We start from the raw sequence: 433 nt of genomic DNA on the forward strand, positions 1-433 counted from the left end.
TCGTTGACATAACCGGCCGCCCAGAGTTTGCATTGGGCGAACTTGGCGTTGGTCTTGCTGCCGAGAATGTCGCGGACGGTGCTGCCGGAATAGAAGAACGGGAAACGCCCCAGGCGCTGATGCACCGCATCGATGAAATCTTCCGCGTCCGCTACGGACATGGTCAATTCTACTTCGGGCTTGTCCTTGTGGTGATATCCCTCGAAATCGAGTGACAGGAACACATTCTTGGAATCGCCGATCCGATCGAGAAAGTATTTAGCCTGCTGGGCGCCGGTGCCGCTGTCTTCGCGATTTTCGGCGAAGTGATAAGCACCCCACAGAAGCCCGGCTTGCTCGGCGGCCGCTCGCCTCTGGTCGTATTTCGAATCCTTGAAATGGCTGCCTTGCGTGGCCTTGTGCATCACGGCGACGATGCCTGCGGCTTTCAAGG

General features: G+C 57.5%; 1 protein-coding gene. It reads right to left on the bottom strand.

The annotated features are described in order from the left end of the window. A partial coding sequence (locus AC1D0P_RS30070; RefSeq protein WP_477680074.1) for a glycoside hydrolase family 25 protein occupies window positions 1-433 on the bottom strand: 433 nt, incomplete at both ends.

This window comes from Polaromonas sp. P1_G2 (assembly GCF_056405515.1).